General features: G+C 66.8%; 21 protein-coding genes. 7 read left to right on the plus strand and 14 right to left on the minus strand.

Translation table 11 applies throughout. The features are described from left to right. Positions 1–37 precede the first annotated feature (37 nt). Together ACZ522_RS18940 and ACZ522_RS18945 are read right to left on the minus strand one after the other, a co-directional pair. The gene (locus ACZ522_RS18940) at positions 38–1,174 is read right to left on the minus strand and encodes a BMP family lipoprotein (RefSeq protein ID WP_379696005.1); all 1,137 of its coding nucleotides are present in this window, start codon (positions 1,172–1,174) and stop codon (positions 38–40) included. A gap of 170 nt (positions 1,175–1,344) precedes the next feature. Next, a complete protein-coding gene (locus tag ACZ522_RS18945) occupies positions 1,345–2,709 on the minus strand; it encodes a phosphohexomutase domain-containing protein (RefSeq protein WP_379696003.1) in 1,365 nt (454 codons plus the stop codon). Between the two features lie 154 nt (positions 2,710–2,863). Here ACZ522_RS18945 and ACZ522_RS18950 point away from each other — a divergent pair, with 154 nt between their 5' ends. After that, positions 2,864–3,151 carry an acylphosphatase gene (locus ACZ522_RS18950; protein ID WP_379696001.1) on the plus strand — a complete coding sequence of 96 codons (288 nt, stop codon included), beginning with the start codon at positions 2,864–2,866 and terminating at the stop codon, positions 3,149–3,151. Positions 3,152–3,242: 91 nt separating this feature from the next. Beyond that, on the plus strand, positions 3,243–3,488 hold the full coding sequence (locus ACZ522_RS18955; RefSeq protein ID WP_379695999.1) for a DUF8132 family protein: 246 nt from the start codon (positions 3,243–3,245) through the stop codon (positions 3,486–3,488). A 33-nt stretch (positions 3,489–3,521) separates the two neighbouring features. On the opposite strand, the gene ACZ522_RS18960 is transcribed toward ACZ522_RS18955, so the two are convergent. From ACZ522_RS18960 to ACZ522_RS18975, 4 genes are all read right to left on the minus strand, one after another. Continuing rightward, entirely contained in the window at positions 3,522–4,376 is an 855-nt protein-coding gene (locus ACZ522_RS18960; protein ID WP_379695997.1) for a TrmB family transcriptional regulator, read from the minus strand. Continuing rightward, a complete protein-coding gene (locus tag ACZ522_RS18965; protein WP_379695995.1) occupies positions 4,373–6,916 on the minus strand; it encodes an efflux RND transporter permease subunit in 2,544 nt (847 codons plus the stop codon). Before ACZ522_RS18965 ends, ACZ522_RS18960 begins: the two co-directional genes overlap by 4 nt. Positions 6,917–6,919: 3 nt before the next feature. Next, the gene (locus ACZ522_RS18970; protein WP_379695993.1) at positions 6,920–8,476 is read right to left on the minus strand and encodes a COG1361 S-layer family protein; all 1,557 of its coding nucleotides are present in this window, start codon (positions 8,474–8,476) and stop codon (positions 6,920–6,922) included. Between the two features lie 537 nt (positions 8,477–9,013). Further along, a complete protein-coding gene (locus tag ACZ522_RS18975; protein ID WP_379695991.1) occupies positions 9,014–9,676 on the minus strand; it encodes a winged helix-turn-helix domain-containing protein in 663 nt (220 codons plus the stop codon). 461 nt (positions 9,677–10,137) lie between these two features. On the opposite strand from ACZ522_RS18975, the gene ACZ522_RS18980 reads away from it, so the two are divergent. From ACZ522_RS18980 to ACZ522_RS18995, 4 genes are all read left to right on the plus strand, one after another. Continuing rightward, positions 10,138–10,263, plus strand: coding sequence for a hypothetical protein (locus ACZ522_RS18980; protein ID WP_379695989.1), 126 nt, complete (start codon positions 10,138–10,140; stop codon positions 10,261–10,263). 59 nt (positions 10,264–10,322) lie between these two features. After that, positions 10,323–11,297, plus strand: a complete 975-nt coding sequence (gene mvaD, locus ACZ522_RS18985; protein WP_379695987.1) for a phosphomevalonate decarboxylase MvaD — start codon at positions 10,323–10,325, stop codon at positions 11,295–11,297. A gap of 87 nt (positions 11,298–11,384) precedes the next feature. Next, positions 11,385–12,524 (plus strand): NAD(P)/FAD-dependent oxidoreductase, encoded by a 1,140-nt coding sequence (locus tag ACZ522_RS18990; protein ID WP_379695985.1) that lies wholly within the window; start codon positions 11,385–11,387, stop codon positions 12,522–12,524. 122 nt (positions 12,525–12,646) lie between these two features. Next, positions 12,647–12,970 carry a hypothetical protein gene (locus ACZ522_RS18995; protein ID WP_379695983.1) on the plus strand — a complete coding sequence of 108 codons (324 nt, stop codon included), beginning with the start codon at positions 12,647–12,649 and terminating at the stop codon, positions 12,968–12,970. Here ACZ522_RS18995 and ACZ522_RS19000 read toward each other — a convergent pair whose 3' ends face one another. From ACZ522_RS19000 to ACZ522_RS19025, 6 genes are all read right to left on the minus strand, one after another. Then, positions 12,971–14,914 carry a cbb3-type cytochrome c oxidase subunit I gene (locus ACZ522_RS19000; RefSeq protein ID WP_379695981.1) on the minus strand — a complete coding sequence of 648 codons (1,944 nt, stop codon included), beginning with the start codon at positions 14,912–14,914 and terminating at the stop codon, positions 12,971–12,973. An 89-nt stretch (positions 14,915–15,003) separates the two neighbouring features. Then, entirely contained in the window at positions 15,004–15,456 is a 453-nt protein-coding gene (locus ACZ522_RS19005) for a DUF6789 family protein (protein WP_379695979.1), read from the minus strand. A gap of 60 nt (positions 15,457–15,516) precedes the next feature. Beyond that, entirely contained in the window at positions 15,517–16,266 is a 750-nt protein-coding gene (locus ACZ522_RS19010) for a hypothetical protein (RefSeq protein WP_379695977.1), read from the minus strand. A 117-nt stretch (positions 16,267–16,383) separates the two neighbouring features. Further along, positions 16,384–17,550: a Gfo/Idh/MocA family protein gene (locus ACZ522_RS19015; RefSeq protein WP_379695975.1), complete on the minus strand. Its 1,167-nt coding sequence runs from the start codon at positions 17,548–17,550 to the stop codon at positions 16,384–16,386. Beyond that, a complete protein-coding gene (locus ACZ522_RS19020; RefSeq protein WP_379695973.1) occupies positions 17,547–18,344 on the minus strand; it encodes a glycosyltransferase family 2 protein in 798 nt (265 codons plus the stop codon). Before ACZ522_RS19020 ends, ACZ522_RS19015 begins: the two co-directional genes overlap by 4 nt. A 166-nt stretch (positions 18,345–18,510) precedes the next feature. Beyond that, on the minus strand, positions 18,511–18,918 hold the full coding sequence (locus ACZ522_RS19025; protein WP_379695971.1) for a hypothetical protein: 408 nt from the start codon (positions 18,916–18,918) through the stop codon (positions 18,511–18,513). Positions 18,919–19,135: 217 nt separating this feature from the next. Between ACZ522_RS19025 and ACZ522_RS19030 the strand changes: the two genes are divergently transcribed. Then, positions 19,136–19,453, plus strand: coding sequence for a hypothetical protein (locus ACZ522_RS19030; RefSeq protein ID WP_379695969.1), 318 nt, complete (start codon positions 19,136–19,138; stop codon positions 19,451–19,453). Between the two features lie 76 nt (positions 19,454–19,529). Here the strand turns inward: ACZ522_RS19030 and ACZ522_RS19035 are convergent, their stop codons facing one another. Next, positions 19,530–20,498: an alpha-ketoacid dehydrogenase subunit beta gene (locus ACZ522_RS19035; RefSeq protein WP_379695967.1), complete on the minus strand. Its 969-nt coding sequence runs from the start codon at positions 20,496–20,498 to the stop codon at positions 19,530–19,532. Then, complete coding sequence (gene pdhA / locus ACZ522_RS19040; protein ID WP_379695965.1) at positions 20,488–21,564, minus strand: pyruvate dehydrogenase (acetyl-transferring) E1 component subunit alpha; 1,077 nt, start codon at positions 21,562–21,564, stop codon at positions 20,488–20,490. Before pdhA ends, ACZ522_RS19035 begins: the two co-directional genes overlap by 11 nt. Positions 21,565–21,627: the final 63 nt, after the last annotated feature.

Here is a 21,627-nt window from a genome sequence, read left to right on the forward strand (position 1 = left end):
AATGATTGAGGAATAGTTTAGTTCCGCCGATTCGACGTTAGACTTCGGACGGGTCCGTCGGCACGGAGATGGAACCGCCGATTATCTTCTCGCGGACGGAACTGACCGAGTCCTTCACGTCGGACGGAATCTCCGAGCCGATGGCGTCGCCGTACACGAGGGCGACGCCCTCTTGCTTCAGACCGAGCGTGACCGTGGAACCGCCCTCGAAGTTGCCCTTGACGACCGACTTCACGGCGTTGTACACCGCGGTGTCGACGCGCTTGACCATGCTCCCGAGGATGACGCTCGCGAAGGAGGGCTTCGTGAGCGACTGGTCGCGGTCCACGCCGATGGCGAACGCGCCCTGCTCTTTGGCGGCTTGGAAGACGCCGGTGCCGGTGTTCCCCGCGGCGTGGTAGACGATGTCCGCACCGCTGTTGTACATCGACAGCGCCGCCTCCTTCCCCGCGGAGGGGTCGTTGAAGCTGCCCACGTACGTGGACTGGACGTTGACCGAGTCGTCGGCGTTCTTGACGCCGGCCTTGTACCCGGCCTCGAACTTGGCGATGAGGCCGCTCTCGACGCCGCCGACGAAGCCGACCGTCTTCTGGTCGGGGTTCGTCGCGCCGTCGCCCGCGCTGAACTCCTGCGTCGTCAGCAGACCGGCCATCTGACCGGCGAGGAACGAGCCTTGGTGCTCCTTGAACACGTAGCTCGCGACGTTGTCGGCGTCGACGGTGCTGTCGACGATCATGAACTGCTGGTCCGGGTACTGCGGTGCGGTCTGCGAGAGTGCGTCCGCCTGCAGGAACCCGATGCAGGAGACGAGGTCGTAGTTCGGACTCGTCGAACTGGCGAACTGCTGCTGGAAGTTCTGGAACTGGGACACCTCGTCCGGTTGCGCCTCGTTGTACGCGACGTTGAACTCGTCTGCGGCCTGCTGGATGCCCTGCTGGGCCTGGTCGTTGAACGACCCGTCGCCGAGGCCGCCGGTCGCGTACACGACGCCGACGTGCGCCTCCGGTTCGGAGGACCCCGTCGTCTGTTCGGTCGCCGAGGAGTCGCCCTCTCCCGAGGACCCCGTCGTCTCGGACTCGCCGCTAGTTCCCTCTCCACTCGGTCCGCCGGTGCAACCTGCGAGGCCCACTGCGCCCGCGAGGCCGGTCGCCTTGATGAATTTCCGTCTATCCATGAGTGTGGTCACCTATTGAGGATAGGTCTCAGAGATGCGCATAAATGCTCCGCTTCTTCGCTGACCGATATGTTCGAAAAATTCGCGGTTTCTCGACGTACGACCGATTATCTCGCGACCGGACGCCCGTCCGTCGATTCGGTCTCGCTCTCCGTTCGTCGGGTCGCCCCTCAGGACGCCGACTCGACGGCGTCCTCGACGGCGTCGGTGGCCGCCTCGACCAGGGCGTCCACGTCGTCCGCCTCGGCGTACACCCTGACGTACGGTTCGGTCCCGGAGGGCCGGACGAGTATCCACGAGTTGTCCGGACGTTCGACCCTGACGCCGTAGTCTGTGTTCACCGACGCGTCGGGGAACGCCTCCGGGAGCGTCGATTCGAGCGTCCGCATCGTCTCCTCCTTCGCTGCGTCCGGGCAGGCGACGCTCACCTTCCGGTAGGGGCGTTCCGTCACGGGTTCGCGGAGGCCGTCGAGGCCGGACTCGGCGACGAGTCGGGCGAACACCGCCGCCGACGCGACGCCGTCTATCCACCCGCCGAACGCGGTGTGGACGTGCTTCCACGGTTCCGCGGCGAACACCACGTCGCCGCCCCCTTCTCTGGCCGCGGCGATGCCCTCGTGGAGTGCGCCGAGGCGGACGCGTTCGACCCGTCCGCCCGCCGCCGACACCCGTTCGTCGATGCGGCCCGAGGCGTTGGGCGTCGTCACGACCACGGGGTCGTCCGCGTCGCCGGAACGGACGTAGTGTTCCGCGAGGATGGCGACCACGGTGTCCTCGTGGACCACGTCGCCGTCGGGGCCGACGACGACGATGCGGTCGGAGTCGCCGTCGTGTCCGATGCCGAAGTCGCACTCGGAGTCGGCGACGAACGCCCGGAGGTCCCGAAGCGTCTCGGGCGTCGGTTTCGACTCCCGGCCGGGGAAGTGGCCGTCCACCTGCCCGTTGAGGGTCACGACGTGCGCGCCGAGTTCGTCGAGGACGCGCGGCGTCGCGTGCGCGGAGACGCCGTTGCCGCAGTCCACGGCGATTCGGAGGCCCTCGCAGGACGCGCCGTACGCCCGCGCGTACGAGGCGACGGCCTCGCGGTACTCGGGCAGTAACTCCATCGAGTAGGCGTCGCCCCACTCGTCCCACGCGGCGGGGGAGGTGCCCGCCTCCACGCGTTCCTCGACGGCGCGTTCGAGCGTCCTGTCGTACTCCTCGCCGTCCACGAACAGTTTGATGCCGTTGTCCGTCGGCGGGTTGTGCGAGGCGGTGAGCATCACGCCGTGCCGTCCCTGCGAGGCGTACGCGAGGGCCGGCGTGGGGACGACGCCGACTCTGAGCACGTTTGCGCCGGCGGACTCCAGCCCCGACTCCACCGCCGCGGCGAGGCCCGCCCCCGTCGTTCGCCCGTCGCGCCCCACGACCACGTCCGGCCGTCCGCCGGACTCCACGACGTCGAGGCCCACGGCGCGACCCACGGCGAGTACGAGTTCCGGGGTCACCCGGGACGTGACGTCGCCGCGGATACCCGCGGTTCCGAAGAGTTCCATACGAGAGAGTTGGACGGCCCCCACTTAGATTCCTCCAATTCCGGCGCGGCGTCCCGGCCGGCTCCGAGTCACCGCGTCGCGTCCGGCGGTTTCTCCTCCTCGCGCCCCGCGGTTTTCCCGGCGATATTTCCGGCGGGAACGCGTACGCCGACGTATGAGTTCCACAGACGACCGCGTGCGCGCGCACGTCTTCGTCTCCGGGACGGTACAGGGCGTCTACTACCGGGCGAGCACACGCGACGCCGCCAGAGAACGCGACGTGGACGGGTGGGTCCACAACCGCGACGACGGCCGCGTCGAGGCCGTCTTCGAGGGGCCGCGCCCGGCCGTCGAGGAGATGGTCGAGTGGTGTCACACCGGAAGTAGCGCCGCCGAGGTGGAGGACGTAGACGCCACCTACGACGACCCCGAGGGCGAGGAGGGCTTCGAGATTCGCTGGTGAGTCGGAGTCGAAGTCGGACGCGCGTCCGACACCGACGCGTCGGCTGACACGTACGAGAAGGGCTAAGTCACCGGAATCTACAGGTTCCGGTATGCCTCGCACCTCACAGTTCGAGACGGACCGCGCCGGCCTCGGCGTGTTGACCTACTTCTACGGGTTCGTGACGACCGTCGGCCTCGCGGCGACAGTCGCCACGGGGTTCCTCCTCGTCCGCGGACCGTTCCTCGGTCAGAAGCTGCTCGACCCCGTCCCGATGCTCGTCGCCCTCTGCGGGTTCGTCGTCGGCATCGTCGTCCTGACGTGGGGGGCGACGCGCGCCGTCGGCGTCGGGTCGTAAGCGACGGGCGGCGTCCGACCCGCGAGGAGGCCGTCAGCGTTCGACCAGCGTTCCCTCGATGATGCGAGAGAGCATGTCGGCCATCGCCGTATCGGCGCTCCAGATGGCCGTCTCCTCGCCGCCGGACTCGGCCGCCGGCGCGACGGAGAGAAAGACCACGCGGCCGTCGACGAGCAACACCCGGCCGGTGAAGTCCGACGCCGGGGGTTCGTTCGGCGGTTCCAGGACGCCGACCGACGACGCCGCCTCGGCGAACCGGGTTCGGACCGCCTCGCTCTCGCTGACGACGCACACCGCGACGCCGTCGTCGGCCCGTTCCGCGAGGACGGCGACGAGCTCCGTCGGGACGAGGTCGGTGTCGGGCGCGGCGAAGACCACCCGCTCTTTGGCCCGTTCCGCGAGCTCTATGAGGCGGTTGTTGACCGGTTCGCGCCCGCGGACGGTCCAGACGTCGTCGCGCGTCTCGCCCGATGTGCGCTGTCGCCGCGCCGCCTCCAAGTAGTCGAACGCCCGGTCGGCCTCGCTCTTCAGTTCCTCGGCGAGTCGCCGCCGGGCGGCGTCCAGTCCCACGGGCCGGTACCGCTTCGGCGTGGCCTGTTGGAGTTCGACCAAGCCGAGCGACTCCAGTTCCTCCGCCGCGCCGTACACCTGCGACCGCGGCACGTTCGCGAGGTCGTGAATCTCCTTGGCCGTCCCCGCGCCGAGCTTCTGTAGCGCGACGAAGACGCGGGCGGCGTAGTTCGACAACCCCAGCGCTTCGAGCGATTCGACCGCCTCGTGTTCGCCGTCGGCGGCCGCGCCGGGCGCATCGAGGGACGCGTCGGAGGCGTCGGCGGGTGCGTCGTCCCCGTCCCGCGAACTGCCGCCGTCCGGTCGGAGTGGGTTCACAGCAAATCACCGTCCGCCGTCGCGGTCATAGGACTGTCGGAGTCCGACGGCGAGTCGCGGCCGCCGCCCATCGGTTCGTTCGGGTCGTCGTTCACGATGCGGTCCCACAGGACGAGGGCCGGCGGGAGGACCACGAGCGACGTGACGAACGAGTAGATGATGGAGATGGCCGTCAGCACCCCGAACTGCCCGAGGACGGAGAGGACGGAGAGGACGAGGACGCCGATGCCGAACGCCGTGGTGAACATGCTCCCCATCAGGGCCCCGCCCGTCCCGACGACGGTGCGCCGGAGCGCCGTCATCACGTCCGTCTCCTTGCGTTCGTCGATGAACCGGTGGACGACGTGGACGGAGTAGTCGATGCCGAGGCCGATGGTGAGCGAGAGGATCGTCGCCGTGAAGGCGTTGAAGGAGATGCCGAGCAGTCGCATCGTCGCGGCGACGAACGCCACGGAGGCGACGATGGGGATGAGGTTAGCGACGGCGATAGAGGGCAAGTCCTCGAGGAGCCAGTAGATGAACACGAGGAAGACGACGGTTCCCCCGAGCGCGAGCGCCAGACTCGTCACCGCAGACGTAAAGATGAGGTCGGACACCTCCAGGAAGACGATGGTGCTCCCGGTGGCGATGGCGTCGTAGTCGGAGCGGAACCGGTCGGCGACCTGGCGCGCGTCGTTCGTCACTTCGCGGTCGGACGCGTCCGCCGAGACGGTGTAGACGACGCGAGTGCTCCGGTGGTCCTCCGCGAGGTACTGCGACGCCTGCGACTCCATCGGCGAGGATTCGAGGTAGTCGTAGATCTCGCCGAGGTTGTCGTCGGGGACGCCGTTGTCGTCCCTGTCGTTGCGGTCGACGAGGGCCGCGAACTCCTCGTCCTGTTCGGCCAACGACTGGATGACGGTCACGATGCTCTCTGACTCCGCGCGGCGGTTCTCCGAGACGAACGAGTCCGGCGGGTCCTCGCCCGCGCGGTACACCTGTTCGAGTGCGGCGTCGTTTTCCATCCTGCCCTCGACGTAGATGGTGACCGTCCCCCCCTGCGTGCTGGTGAACTTGTCTTCGAGGAAGTTCAGCTGCGAGACGACGGTGTACTCGCTCGGCGCGAACGGTTCGGGAAGCGCCTTCAGGTAGGCGGGCACCTCCTCCGGCGGGAGGAAGTCCTCCTGCGAGAACGAGGTGTCCACGCCCGTCGCGTACGCGCCCGCGCCGGCGCTGAGAAGGAGCGTCGCGACGAGGAAGATGACGGGCGCTCTGTCCGCGATGCCGACGCCGACGCTCAGCACGTCGCCGAGGGCCGACCCCTCCTGTCCGAGGGGCGACTGGCTGAACGTCGGGATGGGGTACCGCTCGCGCTTGTGGTCTATCCACACCTTCGCCGCGGGGAGGAACACCCCGAAGATGAGGAAGGTGAAGGTGATGCCGACGCCCGCGACGACGCCGAAGTCGCGGATGGGCGGCAGGTCGGAGGCGAGGTTCGAGAGGAAGCCGATGACCGTCGTCCCCGTGACGATGAAGAAGGCGACGAGAAGCTGGTCGGTCGCCACCCGCATCGCCGCGTCGATGTCGAGTCCGGTCTGGCGGTCCTCGCGGTAGCGGTTCACCGCGTGGATGCCGAAGTCGATCCCCACCGCGAGGAGCAACGGCGGGACGGCGATCATTATCTGGTTGAACGGGATGCCCGCCAACCCGAGGAAGCCGAACGTCCAGATGACCGCCATCGCCAGCGCGAACGCCCCCAACAGGAGGTCCACCAAGTCGCGGTAGGCGATGACGAGGAACAGGACGATGAGAAGCACCGCCGCGGGCGTGACGATGAGAAGCGAGTCCGTCGTCACCGTCGAGAACTCCTGCGAGATGATGCCGCTCCCGAAGACGGTGATGTCGCCGTCGGAGGTGGCCGCGATACGCTGCGCCTGCGTCTGAATCGGGGTGAGCGGACTCTCCCCCGACTGTCCCGCCGACGAGCTGGAGAGGCCGGTCGGGAGCGTGTGCTCGACGACGCCGATGGTCGCCGACGCGGAGGCGTCCTCCTCGTTGAAGTCGTTGCTCAGGGTGCCGGTGAACGCCGGGTTGTCGGCGTTCTGCCGGACCGCCCGCCGAACGTCGGTCTGCGTCGCCCGTTCGAGGGTCGTTATCTGCTGGTCCAGCGTCGTCGCGTTCGGGTCGATGGTCTGTGCGACGACGGAGGCGGCCGACGACGTTCCGCTGACGCGCATCTCCGGTCGCTCCTCTAACTTCTGCTGCAACCGCAACATGTTCACCATCGACTGCTTCGAGAGGACGTTCTGGTCGCGTTGGATGAGCTGCGTGCTGCCGGTGTCCGCGCCGTACGACGAGCTGAACTCGTCGTTCACCCTATCGAGCGCCTCTTGTGCGGGGATGTCTTCGGCGAACTGCTGCGTTCCGGCTTCCGTCGAGACGTTTCCCAGACCGACCGTGAACACCGCGGTGACGACGAAGAAGGCGAGCATCACCTTCCCCGGTCGCTCGACGATGTGGTCGTCGGCCCAGTCGACGACGCGTTGGTGGTCGAGGTCCATCTATCAGTCCCGCCGGCGGTAGACGAGCGCTCCGCCCGCGCCGAGGAGGGCGAGGGCGACGCCCGCGACGACGAACGGCAGGCCGCCGCCTTCGGATTCGGTCACCCGGACGGGGACTTGGTACGTGTCGGAGATGATGGTGTCACCGTCGGCGTCGTCGTACTGGAAGTCGAGTTTCATCGGGTACGTCTTCGGCATCGCGTCGCCGCCAGCACTCGTCTGGAAGACGATGGTCTCGGACTCGCCCGGACCGAGTTTCTCGATGAACGCCTGGTCGTTGGTCGAGGAGAGCGGTGCTTCGGGGTATATCTTCGCCGAGATGTCGGTCAGCGTCTCGTCGCGGGTGTTCGTCACCGTCAGTTCGAGCGTTCCGCCGTCGCCCGCCGCGAACGTCGCGTTCACCGGTTCGACCTCGAACTCGTCGGTCTGCGGGGCGACTTCGGCCCGGACGTCGATGGTGTCGGACTGTCGCTGCGTGCCGTCGTCGCCGCGGTACTTGACGGACATGCCGAGTTGGCGCGGGCCGGAGGTGGCCTCCGACGACACCTCCACGTCGAACGAGACGGGCGCGGACTCGCCGGGCGCTAAGTCACCGACGGCGTACTCCGTCTCGATGGGCGTCACCGTCTCCCCCGATTGGTCGATGACGACCACCGCGTTCTTCGCCGGTTGCGGGCCGTTGTTCGTCACCTCGGCGGAGAGCGTCCCCTCCTCGCCGACGCGGAGCGAACTGTTGACGCCGCTGATGTCGAACGTCTGTTCGGGCAGGGCGTTCATCCCGAGCGAGATGTTGGGGCTCCGACCGTCGTTGCCGTTGGCGTCCTTGTACGACACCAAGGCGTTGAGCGTGTAGTTTCCGGGTCGGGCCGTGTTGGTGAGGCTGGTGTCGAACTCGAACGTGCGCGTCTCGCCCGTCTCCCACCGGTCCACGTACCGGTTACCCTGCTGGCCGCCGCTGATGGAGACGTCTCCGCTCTGCGAGGAGAGCGTCAGGCTCGCGTCCCTCGCGTCCTGTTCGCCGACGTTCTCCATCGTCACCTCGAACGTCCCGCTTCCGCCGACGGTGGTCGTCGAGTTCGTATCGACGACGGCGAAGCGCGGACCCTCCTCGACGCGAACGGTGGCGTACTCCGTGGTGGTGCGTTCGCGCGGCCCGTTCTCGCCATCCCACTCGTACTGGACCTTTATCGGAATCCGGTACGTCCCCGCTTCGATGTCGGAGGGCACCTTCACCGCGATGGTTATCTCTTGCGTCGCTGCCGAACCCTGTTGGGCCGCGTCCGGGTCCGCCAGCGTGGGGAGGAACAGACTCCCCGTCTGCACGTCGAGGCGGCCCGTGTCCTTCGGGTTGACGTTGATGTTCTTCGCCGTGCGCGCAGTGTCGTCGAAGTCGGTCGCGTCGTTCACCAACTGCACCTGTACCTCGTTCACCTGACCGGGAGTCAGCGTCGGGGAGGAGACGTACGTCCGAAGTTCCGGGTCCACGGTCTGTGCGGCGACCGGAACTGCACTCGAAATCAGTGCGCCGACGAGGACTACCGCGAGTACCTTTCGTATCATTGTGGGGGCTCCCGGGGTTTCCGTCCTGACCGGTTCCGGGCAACCGGTCGCCACCGGACGCGCCGGCGGTTCTTGGATACCGAGATGGGCGGGTACTACATAAGGTGTTGTAAATTTCTACAAACTACTCCGCCGTTTCTCTTGTAGTAGAATATTACAACAACTAACGGACGGTGAGCGGCAGTTTCCGCGGCCCGCGCGGTCCAGAGGAGAGAAATCGGTGACTGACGCCTCGAACCGGCGGAAAAGACGAAAAGCGGCGGCCGCGGCGAACGGTCGCCGGCACGGACATGGTATCTTCGACGGCGTGAACCCGGTGACGACGGCACTCGATACTGACTCGTGGACGGAGCGGTGGTCCACGCCGAGTGACGGATGGAGGACCGAACACAAAGTCGTTGTTATAATACACGTATGGACGTCTGTTACGTGATTAAACACCTTCCCGTCTTAGTATCGCCCGTCAAACTCCGATATGTTCGACTCACCGACAGTGCGCTCTTTCGACGAATTCGCCCGTTCGGAGGCAGGCGACGGTTAGTTCTCGGTGGAGAGGTGCGCTTGGCAGTTCTCGACGAACGATTCGACGGAGACGTCGGCCCCTCGTTCGAGCGAGAGGAACACGTCTTCGTCGCAGTCCGTGGGGAGTTGGACCAGCGTCGCGCCTTCGAGTCCGCGGACGACGAACGTCGTCCGTCCGACGACGGAGGACTCGACGCCGTCGCAGCCGTCAGTTTCCAGCGACGCGACGAGGCTCGAAATCGACTCCTCGTCGTGGGTGCGCGCGGCGGCGTCGGCGGCGAGGTAGACGTCCGTCCGGTCCTCGTGGTGGGAGATAGCGAGTCGGAGTTCGGACTCGTGAGCGTCGAGGAGGTAGTCGAGGAGGTTCGCGTGGGGGAAACGCGACTCGTCGACGAACTCGACGTTCACCGCCTGTCCGCGCAGTCGGGCGAGGGCGGCCTGACCGTCCCCGGTGAGGCCGTACAGCCGCCCTTTCTGCTGGGACTCGGGGACGAGTAGTTCGACGATGTCTCTCTCGCGGAGTTCCGAGAGCGCACGCGAGACGTGCGGTTGGGCCAAGTCCAGTTCCTCGGCTATCCGCGAGGGCAGGTCCGGTCCGTTCCGCGCGAGCAACTTACAGACCGCGAGTCGGTAGCGGGAACTCGCGATGTATCCCGCGGCGTCCCACGTTTCAGACATGTTCGAGAGGGCTCCTGTTGGTTCGGGCACAATTCATGGGGGCGGTTCGACGGGGGATTCGACGGTGGGGGCAAGTTTTCATTTGGATACCACTCGGCTCGAAGTTCCGATGATTCGCACGCTCAGGGGATAAATTTCGGAATGTGTCGCGTTGATTAAGTCCAATCCATAATCAAAGTTTCGTCGTCGTGACCACGTAACACCTGCGTCACCCGGTTGCCCCATTGTCCGTGAAGTGATATATTAGTTCGGGAGAGTAGGCAGTAACGTGATGTTACCAGAGATCAGTTCGAAAGCGCCGGTTCCGGCCTCGTCTTCTCCTCGCGCGTCCTCTTCTGCGGCGTTCTGGCGGTAGCGGAGCGCCACCGCGTCTCGTCCACCTTATACACCTAAGTATGCTAATGAAGGTACTAGGCATATCCAGCGAAGCGTTAAGCCGCCCCACGAGAAGAGATATCACGATGAACTCGGACCGAACCTCGATGAAGCACGTCAGTCACACGCCGCCGTCCGGCGAACCCGTCACGAACGTCTGGCAACGCGGGCCGGAGGCGGAGACGAAGGCGGAAGAACCGTCCGACGACTGAGCGACCCTTCCTCGTGACCCATCGGGACGTTTAACCGGGAGTCACTCCCGCGTAGGTGCATGAAGGCCACCGCGAAGGCACACCCGATTCAGGGTCTCGTAAAGTACCACGGGATGCGAGACGAGGAGTTGCGACTCCCCTACCACGACAGTATCAGCGTCTGCACCGCCCCGACGCACACGAAGACGACGGTGGAGTTCCGACCCGACGCCGCCGAGGACGTCTACCGCATCGGCGGCGAGGAAGTGACGGGCCGCGGCGCGGAACGCATCGACGCCGTCGTGGACCACGTCCGCGGACTCGCCGAGTTCGACCACGCGGTCAGACTGGAGAGCGAGAACTCCTTCCCCTCGAACATCGGCTTCGGGTCGTCCTCGTCGGGGTTCGCCGCCGCGGCGATGGCCCTCGCCGAGGCCGCCGGCCTCGACCTCTCCCGCCCCGATATCTCGACGATCGCCCGTCGCGGGTCCTCCTCGGCGGCGCGCGCGGTGACCGGCGCGTTCTCCCACCTGTACGCCGGACTCAACGACGAGGACTGCCGATCGGAGCGCATCGAGTCCGACCTCGAAGACGACCTGCGAATCGTCGCGGCGCACGTCCCCGCCTACAAGGAGACCGAACAGGCCCACGAGGAGGCCGCGGAGAGCCACATGTTCGAGGCGCGGATGGCGCACGTCCACGAGCAGTTACAGACGATGCGCGACGCCCTCCGCGAGGCGGACTTCGACCGGGCGTTCGAGTTGGCCGAACACGACTCGCTGTCGCTGACGGCGACGACGATGACCGGCCCCGCCGGGTGGGTGTACTGGCAACCGCGGACCATCGCCGTGTTCAACGCCGTGCGTGAACTCCGCGAGGAGGAGGACGTCCCGGTATACTTCTCGACGGACACGGGTGCGAGCGTCTACGTGAACACGACCGAGGAACACGTCGAACGCGTCGAGTCCGCCGTCGCGGCGTGCGACGTGGAGACGGACGTCTGGTCCGTCGGCGGCCCCGCCGAGATTCTCCCCGAGTCCGACGCCCTCTTCTGAGGCGGTTCCTCCGCCCCGCGCGACTCCGCCCGACCGTTCGGCCCGGCGACCCGCACGCTCTTTGGTCGCGGCGCGCCAAGCGACCGTATGCGAATTCTGGTACTCGGCGCGGGCTACGCCGGCGTGACGCTCGCTCGCCGACTCGAATCGAGCCTCCCGTCCGAGGCCGAACTCGTCGTCGTGGACGAGTCCGACGCCCACCTCGTCCAACACGAGGTCCACCGGGTCATCCGCAGACCGAGCGTCGCCGACGCCATCCGAGTCCCCCTGACGGAGATGTTCGACCGGGCCGAACCGCGGGTGGCGCGCGTCGAACGCCTCGACAGGGACGCCCGCGAGGTGTACTTCGAGGGCGACGACTCCCTCTCCTACGACTACGCCGCCGTCTGCCTCGGCGCGGAGACGGCGTACTACGGGCTTCCCGGCGTCGAGGAGCACTCGCACCCGCTGAAGCGAGTCGACGACGCCCTCGCCATCCGCGATGCGGTCCTCGACGCGGGCGAGGGTGTGCGAATCGTCGTCGGCGGGGCGGGCCTCTCGGGCGTCCAGACGGCGGGCGAACTCGCCGCACTCGCGCGCGAGGAGAATCTCGACGCCGACGTGACCGTCCTCGAACGACTCGGCGACGTCGCGCCGAACTTCCCGGAGAACTTCCGCGACGCGGTGCGCGAGGAACTGACCGCCCGCGGCGTCGACGTGCGGACTGAGACGCCCGTCGTCCGGGCCACTGCCGACGCCGTCGAGACGGACGCCGAGACGCTCCCGGCGGACGTGTTCGTCTGGACCGGCGGCATCACCGGCGCGGCGGCGATGGGCGGGGACCGACCCCTCGTCAGGAGCGACCTGCGACTCGACGACCGGACGTTCGTCGTCGGCGACGCCGCGCGGGCGGTGGACGCCGACGGGGAGGCCGTCCCCGCGTCCGCCTCGGCGGCCATCCGGGAGGCGCGGACGGTGGCGACGAACGTCGCCCGACTGGTCGAACACGAACGGGGCGGCGGCGACGACTTCGCCCCGCGACTCGACCCCTACCGGTTCGACGTGCCGGGGTGGATCGTCTCCGTCGGCGACGGCGCAGTGGCCCAACTCGGCCCGAAGGTGTTCACCGGCGCGCCCGCGAAGGCGATGAAGACGTCCGTCGGCGCGGGACACCTCACCTCCGTCGGGTCGATTCGGCAAGCCGCGGAACTGGCCGAGGAGGAACTCGGCGTGCGAACGGACGGCTGAGTCCCGCGAACGCGGCCCTTCAAGCGGATCCCGACTTCGGAGCGAGGCCGTCCCGCGACGACGCGTCCTTGCCATCGCAAGCAGGAGAACCGTCACCGTGCCGCGGCAACGACACGGAGACGATGCCTCCCGAGAACGACACCGACAGACAGGCGAGGGACCCGTCAGCCGAACACGCGCTCTCGGAGCGGAGCGCGATCGAGGGGTGGGCCGCCGCCGCCAGGAAGCGCCCCGTCGTCGCGGCGACGCCCGGCGGGTCGGTGCGCCTTGACCTCGTGGACGAGAGAGACGCGAGCAGGGCGGTCGATTGGGACACCTTCTTCACGCTGTACGACGCCGCCGACGTGGCGCTCCTCGTGGACAGACGAACCGACAGCCACCGGTTCGTAGACGACGAACGCGTCCGGGAGGGGCGGGTGGACCCCCGAACCCCCGGCAACCGGTAGTCAGTAGTCGTCTTCCGCCGACGCCCCCTGCGTCCCCTCGTCCTCGGTCTCGGAGGAGCGTTCGGGGTTGTCCGTCCGGTTTCGGCCCGTGTCGAGTTCCGACCCCTCGTCGGCGACGACGTAGTCGAACTCCTGTTCGAGTCGCCGTTCGAACCACTGCCACTCGTTGGAGAACTGCCCCGTCGCCTTGAGGTTCCACGGGTCCGCGCTCCGGATCCGCGGTCCGACGCGGTACGACTGGACCATGTTGAAGAGCCAGACGCCGACGCTGAGGGCGATGAGGAGTGCGCCGAACGAGGCGACCTGTTGCAACGGCGCGAACTGCTCGGGGTACGACGCCGAACGGCGGGGGAGCCCCATCATCCCGATGATGAAAAGCGGCGTGAACGTCACGACGACGCCCGAGATGCTCAGGGCCGCGTGGATGTTCGCGAGGCGTCTGCTGTACCACCGGCCGGTGAAAAGCGGGTACCAGTAGTACGACGCGGCGAACATCGAGAAGGCGATGATGCCGGCGACGAAGAAGTGGAAGTGCGCGACGACGTAGTACGTCCCGTGGACGAGGAGGTCGACCGGAATCGACGCGAGGAAGACGCCGGTGACGCCGCCGACGATGAACAGGCCGATGCCGCCGACGAGGAACTGCATCGGCGCGGCGAGTCTGACGTCGCCGTTCCACATCGTCGATATCCAGTTGAACGTCTTCACCGCCGACGGGACGGCGATGGAGAGCGTGACCACCATGAAGGAGGCTTTGATCCGCGGGTCGATGCCCGTCGCGAACATGTGGTGCGCCCAGACGCCGAACGAGAGGACGCCGATGGCCAGCGTCGAGTAGACGATGAACTTGTAGCCGAACAGCGTCCGACCGCTGAACTTCGGGAGGATCTGGCTCGTCAACCCGAACGCGGGTAACACGAGGATGTACACCTCGGGGTGGCCGAAGAACCAAAACAGGTGCTGCCACAGTATCGGCCCCTGCACTTCGACGGCGTAGAACGTCGTGCCGAAGTTTCGGTCGGCGATGAGCATCAAGAGCGCGCTCCCCAAGAGGGGGAACGCGAACAGGATGAGACCGCTCGTGGTGAGTATCGACCACGAGAAGATGTCCATGTCCGACCACGTGACACCCTCGCCACGTTCGGTGAACACGGTGACGATGATGTTTATCGCGCCGATGACCGTCGCTATCCCCGAGAGGTGCAACCCGAGGAGCAGCAGGTCGATCTGGGGGTTCGGTATCTGCACCGACAGCGGAACGTACAGCGTCCACCCGGTGGCCGGGGGTTCCAACGCGTAGAGGAAGGTGAGGCTCGGCCCGAACACGTCGATGATCTTCGCCAACACCTCAGTCAGGAGTCCCGCGCGAACCATCACGAACGAGAGGGGGACCAACCAGAAGGCGATGGCGTTGATTCGCGGGTACGCCATGTCGTCGGCGTCGAGAAACAGCGGGAGGAAGTAGTTCGCGAAGCCGTTGAACACGGGCGTCACGAAGAACAGGAGCATCGTCAGCCCGTGGGTCGTAAACAGCGCGTTGTACGTCTCGGCGTCCCAGACGTCTATACTCGGCGTAACGAGTTCCGTCCGGACCATGAAGGCGTCCGTCGCGCCCCACAGCGCCGCCGCGAGTCCGAAGAGGAGGTAGAGAAATCCGATGTCCTTGTGGTCCACGGTGGTGAACCACCGCATCAGGCCGTAGGGTTTGCTCGTCTTGTGCTGTCGCTTGAACAGCATGCCCGCCGCCGGGGGAACGCCGCCGTCCGTGGCGGACGTCTCGTTCGCCTCGTCGTCGGGCGAACGTCGTTCGCCGCCGTCCGCCCGCAGTCGGTCGGTGAGCAGTTCGGTCGCTGCCGTCGCGTCGTTCCGACGACGCCGCCAGTACGCCACGCTCGCGGCGAAGAGACTGGCGACGATGAGAACGACGAAGGGGGGAATATTCATCGATAGCATCGCACGAAGTGCGTGTCAGGGGGGTAGGGAGAACACGGGCATAAGTTCAAAGGGCAGTTCTAGGCTTCCGAGAACGTCTCTCACCACCTCATCTCCGATTCGGTACCGGCGTCGTGGGTGGGTGTCGCGCCCGTGAACCGGGCGTAAGCGCTCCCGAGGACGAATCCGTACGCGAGGTGCGCCATGAGCGTCAGGCCGGCGAAGGCGGCGATTATCGGCCCTGAGAGGTCGCCGCGTCCGAGGAGGACGAACGCCACCCAAAGCAGGATTCCGAGGGCCATCCCTTTCATCGCGGGGTCGTCGCCGGGGAGCGACTGTTCGACGGCGGCGAACAGAAGCGGCCACGCGAAGACGCCGGCGACGACGAAGAGCACAAATCCGACAGTGGTGTCGCCGGGGACGCCGACGAATCGCGCGACGGCGTCGAACATGCGGATTCGCGACCGCGTCTCCACCTCGAACAGTAAAAGCAAAAGGCTCAGCGCGACCGTTCCCACGAATCCACCCCCGACGGCGGCGAGCGGACGGTTCATTTGCTCGGTGGTTCGGCGAGGGGTCGCATAAGAGTGGTGGTGAGACGCTCTTCGCGAGACTCAGATGAAGAGCACGATGGCGGAGTAGACGGCCGCGCCCGCGAAGAACGGGGGGAAGAGTCCCTTGTCGACCTCGGGCACCTCCTCTTTGAACGTGTTGAACACCAACCCGCCGGAGAGGAACGCGAGCAGCATCCCGAGGGCGAGTTCGCCGACGTGCGTCACGATTCCGATGCCCGCGCCGAGGAGCGTCGCGCCGGCCAGAATCCAGCGACCGGTGGACCTGAACCGGTCCCCGTGCCGGCGGTCCAACCCCCTGTCGAAGTTCAGGAAATGCAGTCCCATCGCCACCGTGTACAACACGAGGTTGGGTGCGCCCTCCACCTCCTGATGGAAGAGGAGGTAGCCGATGAGCGCGGAGTAGGCGGTGAAACTCCCGAGGTGGATGGTGTATCCGCCGCGGGACGACTCGAATCGACCGTCGATGCGGTGCGCCGCGTACACCTCCAATCCGTAGAACGCGACGAGGCCGGCCAACGCGGCGAGGAAGACGAGTTGCTCCGCGAAGAACTGCCCCGCGTACATCGTGCGCACCTCGGCGGCCGCCTTCGCGACCTCCGGAAAGAGGAGGACGAACACGTACGCGACGGACGTTCCCGCGCCCATGGAGAGCAACTGCCTGCTTCGCAGCGATGCCTTGTGGGGAACGTACGCCGTGACGACGTGAACCGCCGCGAGGACGACGGCGAGGAGGGGGGTGAGGACGGGGAACCGCGCCACCGGTTCTGCGACGAGCGGTGTCCACTCCATGCATCGCCTACGCCCGTCTCTCGGATGACAGTTACGTCCGAAGCGATCGGAGGCGCGCCCGACGCGTCGGGCCGTCGAGGAGAGGTACTTCGCCGCTCGGTCCGTCCGCGCCGCCGGTTACGGCGTCTGTTTCGGTTTCTCGGGCTCGTCGGCCAGCAGTTCGCCGTCTTCGACCATCTCCTCGAGGGGGTTGCCGTCCACGTCGAGGGGGAGTTCGACCTTCGTCCGCCGACGGGCGGCCTCCCAGCAGGCGAATATCAGTTCCGTCGATTGGACGACGTTCTCGGCGGCCAGTTCGGGTTTTCGGCCGGAGTCGAGGGCGCCCACCACGTCGGCTATCGCGCGGTCGATGAACGTCGGTTGCTTCACCCACTCCTCGGGGAGGAAGGGGACGCGCTCGGCGATTTTCAGCGCCGCCGTCCGGGGTTTCGACCAGTTCGGCGAGTGGATGTCGTCGCCGTCGGCGTCCACCGTCTTCCACCCGCCCGAGGACTCGTTGAACATCCGAAGCGTGGGGCCGTCGTCGACGCCGATGTCTATCATCCCGTCCGTGCCGGTGAGCCGAATCTCGCAGGGGATGATGCTCGACTCGCCTGTCGAGGCGAGGCCGTGGACGCCGTTCTCGTAGCGCCACTGCGCGATAGCGCCGTTCTCGTTGTGGACGCCGAACTGGACGTTCTCCTGGGAGTAGTCGATGCCGGCCATCGCCCAGAGGGGGTCGCTCTGGTCGGTGAAGAACCCGCAGAGGTCGAAGTAGTGCGACCCGTAGTCGTAGAGGTTCTTGCCGCCGAGTTCGATGCGTCGGAGCGAGCCTATCTCGCCCGCGTCGAGGAGTTCCTTCGCCCGGCGGAACGGGCCGCCGAAGCGTCGCTGGTGGTTGAACGTGAGTTGGACGCCGTGGGCGTCGCAGCGTTCGACCATCCGGCGGCACCCCTCCCACGTCTTCGCCATCGGCTTCTCGCAGTGGATGGCCCGGACGACGCCACTCTCGGCGCACTGCACGACGATGTCGGCGTGGAACGCCGGCGGGACGCAGACGCTCACCACGTCGGGTTCGACCTCGCGGAGCATCCGGTCGAGCTCCGTGTAGACGTTCCCATCCGCGATGTCCCAGTAGTCGGCGAACGCCTCGGCGTTCTCGCGGACGATGTCGGTGCAGGCGACGAGTTCGCAGGCGTCGAGGCGGTCGTACGCCTCCGCGTGTCGGTACGCCATGGCGAACCCGTCGGTGTCCTTCTCCTCGGGGTTCGCGCCGGTGCCGACGACGGCGACGTCGTAACTCATTGTTTTCCCCCCACGGGCTCTTTGTACTCGGTCGTCGGCGTCTTCGGGGACTCCTGCATTCGGTTTCCCAACAACCCCTGCACCCGGCCGACGCCCTGCGCGAGGGTTCCGCCGGTTCTCGTGAGGGCGGCGGTGGGGGTGCGACCGAGGTAGTTCAGCGGGTGGACGAGGGACTTCAGCGTCTCTTTCACCTGCGCCGACTGCGAGAGCCCCTGCGTCTGCCAGTAGTACGGCGTCTGCTTCGCCAGTTGGTAGCGCTTGCGCCAGTAGTCCAAGATACCCTCCGCGTAGGGGTGGTCTACGACCATCTCGGGGTCGTAGTAGATGTCGTACTCCTCCTGCACTCGGTCGGCGAGTTCCTTCTCCTCGTGGCCCCAGCCCATCTGCTCGTCCCACCCGCCGACGGCCTCTATCACCTCTCGGCGCATCGCCATGTTACAGCCCCAGAAGCGGTCTACGGTCTTCGGTTCGTCGCCGTGACCGTAGTGGGCGGTGAAGTAGCGCGCGAAGATGTCGTCGCGGGGGTGGAAGATGCGTCCGGCGACGGCGTACTGGTCCTCCAACGTCTCCGAGGCGCGTTCGAGGTAGTTCTCACGAGGGCGGGAGTCGTCGTCGAGGAACACCAGCTTGTCCGCCTTTGCGTGTTCGATACCCTCGTTCCGCGCCCGCGTGACTGGATACGCGTCCGAGACGACCACCTCGTAGTCGTCGAACGTCCCGCGTTTCAGATACTCGACCGCCTCTATCTCCTCCGGCGGCTTCAGCGTCGGGATGATTACGGAGACATCTACCATGGGCCGGGGTAATACATATCGGCATAATAGTATGTAGCCGCTATCGGAGTTATCCGGGAGTTAACCGCGGTAAAACGGTTGTCTCACGGCGTCGCAGAGCCGCGAAGGGCCTCTGAAACGGGCCGCGACGTCGGTGGCGTCGCCGCCGTCTGCGAGGGCCGGCACCTCACAGCATGATGTCGGCGGCCCACGCGATGATGCCGATGCCGAGGAGGACGATTCCGACCGCGGACGTCGCCGGTTCCGGGAAGAGGAACAGCAACGCGCCGCTGACGATGAGGAGGGTGATGAGTCCCTCGTCCAACCACGAGTCGTCATCGCCCCCGGACGGGCGGTCGTCGGGGCCGCCGGCGAACTGGTCGTCCTCGGACCGGCGGTAGCCCTCGTCGTCGCCCGCCACGGTGTCGTAGTCCTCGTCGCCGGTCACGTGGTCGTCTCCGCTTCGGAAGGAGGCGGGGGCCCACCCCCACGGGATGGTGGGCACGGGAAGCCGGGACTGCGACGACGACCGATCGTTCATCTCCTCGTAGCCGTACTCGTCTCGGGAGTCGTCGTATTGACTATCGTCGCGCATACTCGAATCGTGGAGGGTCAGAGGGATGTGAGATTGGGCCGACGCGGTGGAGTTTCGTCGTCGGCGAAACGACTTCGAATCCGACAGGATCGAAAGGGGGCGACGAAGCGAGGTGGTCGCCGACGAGAGAGAGTCGAACGAAGCGAGACGACCGAACTCGTCGGAAAACGTGGCGGTCGGTGAACATCTATGTCGCTCGGCGGCGTGGTATCCCACAATGGGTTCCGCTACCGACGCGCCCGACGACGCCCCGTCCGGGTGGACGACAGAAGAGTCCGACGACGACGTGCACTCGTGGTTAGGGCCGCAGGAACGGGTCGTCTGCACCGAGAAGGCCGGCGGCGGCGACGAGTGGATAGTGTACTCCCAACCGCGCGGCGAACTCGGAACGTCGAATCAGGTCCCCCTGACCGCCGAACCGACCGACCGCGACGGCGCACTCTCGGCGGCGCGGGAGTACATGGAAGAGAACAGCGACGCCGCCGAAGAGACTTCGGCGGGCCGTCAGACGCAGTCTGACGACGTCGACGAGTGAAACTCGTCGGCCCACCGGACGAAGTCCGGTAACGAGGAGTAACGCCGCGCCGCCGCCGCGGGCGGTACGCCCCCTCTTATTCCGACAGCGCTCGTTCGATACCGCCTCGGATCCGTTCCTCGCCGGGGACGTACTCGTCCTCGCGGGCGAACAGCGGATACGGCACGTCGTACCCGGTGACCCGTTGGACCGGCGATTCGAGATAGTAGAGCGCATCGTCGTTTATCTGCGCGATTATCTCGGCGGCCATCCCCGCCGTCTTCGGCGCTTCGTGGACGACGACGCAGCGACCGGTCTTCCTGACGGAGTCCAGAATCGCCTCCGAGTCGAGGGGGGAGATGGTTCTGGGGTCGATTATCTCCACGCTCGCGTCCACGTCCTCCGCGGCGTCTATCGCGCGGTGGCGCATCGCGCCCCACGCGACGACGGTCACGTCGTCGCCCTCCTGCACCACGTCCGCCTCGCCGAGGGGGACGGTGTAGTCGCCCTCGGGCACGTCCTCGCGGAACGCGCGGTAGAGCCGCGTCGGTTCGAAGTAGACGACCGGGTCGGGGTCGCGTATCGCCGAGGCGAGGAGGCCCTTCGCGTCCGCGGGCGTCGCGGGGACGACGACTTTCAGGCCGGGCGTGTGGGCGTATCCGGCCTCGAAGCTCTCGGAGTGGTGCTCCAACGCCCGGATGCCGCCGCCGTACGGCGCGCGAATCGTCATCGGGCAGTTGAGTTCCCCGCGCGTCCGCGTCCGGAGGCGGGCGACGTGCTGCTGTATCTGGTGGAACGCTTGGTGCATGAAGCCCGAGAACTCGATTTCGGGCACCGGCGTCAGCCCGTACGCGCCGAGGCCGACGCCGAGGCCGACGATGCCCGCCTCCGCGACGGGCGCGTCGTACACGCGGTTCGGGTACTCGTCGAGGAGGCCCTGCGTCGCGCGGAAGACGCCGCCGTTGACGCCGACGTCCTGCCCGTAGACGACGACGCCCTCGTCGCGGTCCATCTCCTCGAACAGCGTCTCCCGAATCGCCTCGACCATCCGCAGCTTATCGGCCATTCTCCTCCCCCGTGAACGCCGCGCGCTGTCTGTCTACCTCCGGCGGGCGGGACTCGTAGACGTAGTCGAACATGTCCGCCGCGTCGAGGGCCTCCCGCGCCTCGTTGGCGAGTCGAATCTCCTCGCGGAGTTCCTCCTCGATGTCCTCCTGTATCTCCTCGACTCGGTCGTCGTCCAAGACGCCGCGCTCCCGGAGGTACGTCTCGAACCGGACTATCGGGTCGCGTTCCTCCCACTCGTCTTCCTCCTCCACCTTTCGGTACACCGACGGATCGTCAGAGGTGGTGTGGATCGAGCGACGGTACGTCAACGCCTCGATGAACACCGGGTCGCCGTTCCGAGCGCTCTCTAAGGCATCTCGCACTGCCGTGTACGTCCCGAGCACGTCGTTACCGTCTACTTGGATCCCGTCGATTCCGGCCGCGATGGCCTTCTGCGCCAGCGTCTCCGCGCGAGTCTGCTTCGCTCGGGGGACGGAGATGGCGTACTGGTTGTTCTGACAGAGGAAGACCGCGTGCGCGTCGAACACGCCGGCGAGGTTGAGCGCTTCGTACACGTCGCCTTCGCTGGTCGCGCCGTCGCCGAAGTAGCCGATGGTCGCGGCGTCCTCGCCGGTTATCTCTTGGGCCCACCCGAGTCCCGCCGTGTGCAGGGCTTGGGACCCGACGGGGACCGAAGGCGGGAAGTTGCGCTCCTCGCGCGGGGTGGCGGATCCCTCCTCCATCCCCATCGCGTACTGGAGTATCGCCCGCGGCGGCGTCCCGCGCGCGAGGTACGCGGGCGTCTCGCGGAACGAGGTCACCATCCAGTCCGTCTCTTCGAGGGCGCCCGCGCTTCCGACCTGCGCGGCCTCCTGTCCGATGGCCGGCGCGTACGTCCCGAGTTCCCCCCGTCGCTGGAGGGAGACGGCCCGTTCGTCGAGTCGCCGCGAGCGTTTCATCGTCCGGTACAGCTCGAGCAGGCGGTCCTCCGAGAGGTCCGGGTCGAGGTCATCGTCCGCGGACCCGTCGGGGGCGAGCACCTGCAGGTAGTCTATCGAGAAATCGACTGAGCGTTCACGTGGCACGGTGAACGCACCGTTCGGAGGCCACGCACTTGTATGTCGTTTCCGTTTCAGAACGGTCACTCG

This window comes from Halopelagius fulvigenes (assembly GCF_055398025.1).